We start from the raw sequence: 4,042 nt of genomic DNA on the forward strand, positions 1-4,042 counted from the left end.
ACCAGGCAGCACAATCCCCCACCGCCACAATCCCCGGAACACTGGTGCGCCCCATCGCATCACACAACACACCGCCGTCGAGCTCCACACCCGAACCGGCGAGCCACTCAACGTTCGGCTCCGCACCGATCCCTACCACCACAACGTCAGCGTCCAACTCGCGGCCATCCGCCAAGCGAAGTCCGGTCACGCTGTTTCCGGTGCTGCGGAACTCCTGGATGCCGGTGCCACAGACAAGGTTCACACCGTTGGCCGTATGGAGGTTGGCCACCACCGATCCCATGTCCTGTCCGAGCTGGGCGGTGAACGGGACCGGTGCGTTGTTGATCATGGTCACCTCCATCCCGCGTGAAGCGGCGGCGGAGGCAACCTCGGCGCCAACAAAGCCGGCACCGATCACAATCATCCGGGCGCCGGCCACCAGTCTGGGCGTCAAACCCTGGGCATCAGCGATGGTCCGCAGGTAGAACACGTTGTCGAGGCCTGCGAGGGCCGGTATCTGACGTGCCCGCGCACCGGTGGCAATGACGATGCCGTCTGCCGTGACGGCCTGGCCGTCATGAAGGTGGATGGTGCGCGTAGCCGTGTCCAGGCCGATCGCGCCGCCTCCCAGCAGCCACTCAGCGTTCAACCCGTCGTCATCAGTCTCGAGGAGGAGATCTTCCGCCGTAATGGTGCCGAGCAGGAAATCCTTGGACAGGGGCGGCCTGTCATAGGGACGGTGATGCTCATCGCCGATGATGACCAGCCGTCCTGAGAAGCCTTGAGCACGGGCGGCCCGGGCGGCCGAAAGGCCAGCCAGCGAGGCTCCCACGATCGCAAGCGTCTGCATGATCAACTTCTTCCTTAATTGCTTTATGCGCAACAGTAATCACGATAAGCAACAGAGTGGTACATCTCATGCTCACTGTCAAGAAGTGACGGTAATAACAAAAAACTCTTGACAACGCCTGTGAGCTGGCGCACTCTGTTGCTGAAGGCGAAGTGTGTTGATTACTGCGGAACTTGTGAGCAAAACAAAGGCTCCCGGCAAAACCGCCGGTCCGCATTCACGAAGTCAGGATCGTCGATGGCGACCATCCCGACTGTCGACTCCGTGGACGAGCCGAACCTGCCGCCGGGCCCCCAAACCCCGGCGGCACGGCACAGCCGTCCCGCATATTCAATTAAGGAAACCCCTCATGACAATCAATAGTGACGTCACTATCGATGAAAGCAGTGAAGACGGTCGGGCCTCGGGGGTGGAACCGGCGTTGGAACGAGAACCTGAAGCTCCCCAGGAAGACCTGGAAATCCTCCAGGCCCTGCGGGAAACCGAATCAGAACACGAAGAAGCGCGGCGCAGCAGCCAACTGTTCCGCAAAGGAGGCATCGACAAGGTAGTCTTCGGCGTTGCCGGACTGCTCACGCTGGCCTTTGTGATCTGGGGCTTTGCCGGCAAGGAGAACCTCGCCGCCACTTCCCAGGTGGTCCTTGACTGGGTCATGGAAAACACCGGCTGGCTGTTCGTTGCGCTCTCCTCCCTGTTCGTGGTCTATGTGCTGTGGCTGGCGGTAAGTCGCTTCGGCAACATTCCGCTGGGTAAAGACGCGGAAAAGCCCGAGTACTCCATGGTCTCGTGGGTCTCAATGATGTTCGCCGCCGGCATGGGCATCGGCCTGATGTTCTACGGCGTGGCCGAGCCGCTCTACCACTACATCTCCCCGCCGCCGGGCACCGTTGACGGCCAGACTCCCGCGGCTGTCCAGACGGCGATGGCCACCTCGATCTTCCACTGGACCCTGCACCCGTGGGCCATGTACGCGGTGGTGGGCGTTGCCATGGCTTACGGCACCTACCGCCTCGGCCGCAAGCAGCTCATTTCCACGGTCTTCACGTCGCTGTTCGGCATCCGCCGGGTGGAAGGCCCCATCGGCAAGCTCATCAATATGCTTGCCATCTTCGCCACCCTCTTCGGAACGGCAGCGTCACTCGGACTCGGCGCCCTCCAGATCGGCAGCGGCATGGCGTCGAACGGCTGGATCGGCGGCCAGCTTGCCACTCCCGTGCTGGTGGTCATCGTTGCCGTGCTCACAGCGTGCTTCGTAGCCTCGGCGGTCTCCGGCATCAGCCGCGGCATCCAGTGGCTGTCCAACATCAACATGGTTCTGGCCGCAGTACTGGCCGTCATCGTGTTCGTGGCCGGCCCAACGCTCTTCATCCTGAACCTGATCCCGGCGGCAGTCGGCGACTACGCACGGGACCTGGCCGAGATGGCATCCCGGACCGAGGCCGTCGGCGACGACGCCCTGCGCACCTGGATGTCCGGCTGGACCATTTTCTACTGGGCCTGGTGGGTCTCCTGGACGCCGTTTGTCGGCCTGTTCATCGCCCGCATCAGCCGCGGCCGCACCATCCGCCAGTTCGTCACCGGCGTGCTGTTGGTCCCCAGCATCGTCAGCGTGATCTGGTTCGGCATCTTCGGAGGCGCCGCCATCAACATCCAGGCCAAGGCAGACGCCACCCCCGATACCGGTGACGGCATTGCCAAGATTGTCGACGGATCTCCCTCGATTTCCTTCGACGGCGCCCTGTTCGACCTGCTGCACCACCTGCCCCTGCCGAACGCCATTGCAGGCGCGGTCGCTGTCCTGGCGATGGTCCTGGTGGCCATCTTCTTCGTCACCGGCGCCGACGCGGCCTCCATCGTCATGGGATCGCTCAGCTCCAACGGCGCTGAAGAACCCCGCCGCGGAGTGGTTGTCTTCTGGGGTACCCTGACCGGCGCCGTGGCCGCGGTGATGCTCCTCGCCGGCGGCGACAAGCCTGCCGAGGCACTCGCCGGACTGCAACGGATCACCATCGTCTCAGCCTTGCCCTTCGTCCTCGTGATGTTCCTGATGTGCTTTGCCCTGACAAGGGACCTGCGCAGGGACCCGCTGTCACTTCGCAGCCGGCTGATCACGTCCGTCGTCGAACGCTCCATCCGCAGTGGGGTCGAACAGCACGGCGGCGTCCAGTTCGACCTGGTGACCAAGCACGAATGTGATGAACGGTGCGGCAAGAACGAGCTTGACTCGCACGGGGACAAGCGGCACTAGGAACAGCGCGGCCGGATCCGGGTGGCACAAGCCACCGGGGTCCGGCCGCTCTGACGTTTGGCACTAATAGAAACGCAACCGCGGCTCACACCAGGAAAGGCATCCCCTATGGCATCGGCGCCCACAATCACACAAGTTGAAACAGAATCGAATGAAGAACGCCCTGTTGATGACTGCGATTACCACGGCTGCTTCTTCTGTTCCGGCCCCGAGACCGACTGACTGCCGCTAGGTCGCGCCGGCCGGGCTGCCGCTTCCGCTGTTCTTGCTGTTTGCCCGGTTCTCGCACAGCCGGATCGCTGTGTCCGCGGCCCGGGCGGTCGCATCCCTGGACCCCTCCGAGCCCCCGTTGGCCCGCGCGGCTTTCTGGCCGGCCACGTAGCCCACCATGAAGGCCGTCACCGGCGCCGCAGCATGAATTACTGAATCCGCAGCTTTCCTCGCCACATCCAGCAGCAGCTCTTGATCGACGTCGAGATCCTGGATCTCCAGCGCCTTCGCCAACTGCTCGCACCACTCACCCAGGACCTGCATTTCATCCTCGACGGCCATGATCTCTCCTTGTATAGAACACTTCCGCTTCAAGCTGGTGCCCTGACCCTACAAGGCCTGTCGGCATAAGTCATGGGGCTTTGGGCGTGCGGCCCCGGCGTTGCCACGCGGCTGGCTTAACGAACGCCTGGGCCGCGTTGACGCAACCAAGTTCCGGCACATACGATCACTTATATATCAGTTAGCTAGCTCACAAATATCAAAGGCATATCAGGCATGCTGGTGCCTCTCAAAGACTTCCGGCCATCGCCCCTCCCCCACATTACTGGCGCCACGCGTCTGCTGGGCGGACTGCGTCAGCCGCGGAACACCCGAAAGGAACGCGATTTTATGGTTCATAAAGTGAAGGCTGTTGTTGTCAGGGCGAAGGATGCTCCGGTGTCGGTGGAGACGATTCTGGTGCCGGATCC

4 protein-coding genes are annotated in these 4,042 nt (G+C 62.6%); 2 read left to right on the forward strand and 2 right to left on the reverse strand.

Translation table 11 applies throughout. From position 1 onward, the window contains the following. Window positions 1-832: NAD(P)/FAD-dependent oxidoreductase (locus AC5RWD_RS22990; protein WP_494022231.1), on the reverse strand; the 832-nt coding region annotated here is incomplete at its 3' end. A gap of 349 nt (window positions 833-1,181) precedes the next feature. Here AC5RWD_RS22990 and AC5RWD_RS22995 point away from each other — a divergent pair. Then, on the forward strand, window positions 1,182-3,080 hold the full coding sequence (locus AC5RWD_RS22995) for a BCCT family transporter (protein WP_494022232.1): 1,899 nt from the start codon (window positions 1,182-1,184) through the stop codon (window positions 3,078-3,080). Window positions 3,081-3,308: 228 nt separating this feature from the next. Here AC5RWD_RS22995 and AC5RWD_RS23000 read toward each other — a convergent pair whose 3' ends face one another. Further along, window positions 3,309-3,632: a DUF6457 domain-containing protein gene (locus tag AC5RWD_RS23000; protein WP_494022233.1), complete on the reverse strand. Its 324-nt coding sequence runs from the start codon at window positions 3,630-3,632 to the stop codon at window positions 3,309-3,311. Between the two features lie 216 nt (window positions 3,633-3,848). Here AC5RWD_RS23000 and AC5RWD_RS23005 point away from each other — a divergent pair. After that, window positions 3,849-4,042 (forward strand): hypothetical protein (locus AC5RWD_RS23005; RefSeq protein WP_494022234.1); only part of this gene is annotated, 194 nt, incomplete at its 3' end.

Source organism: Arthrobacter sp. CMU6, assembly GCF_059090205.1.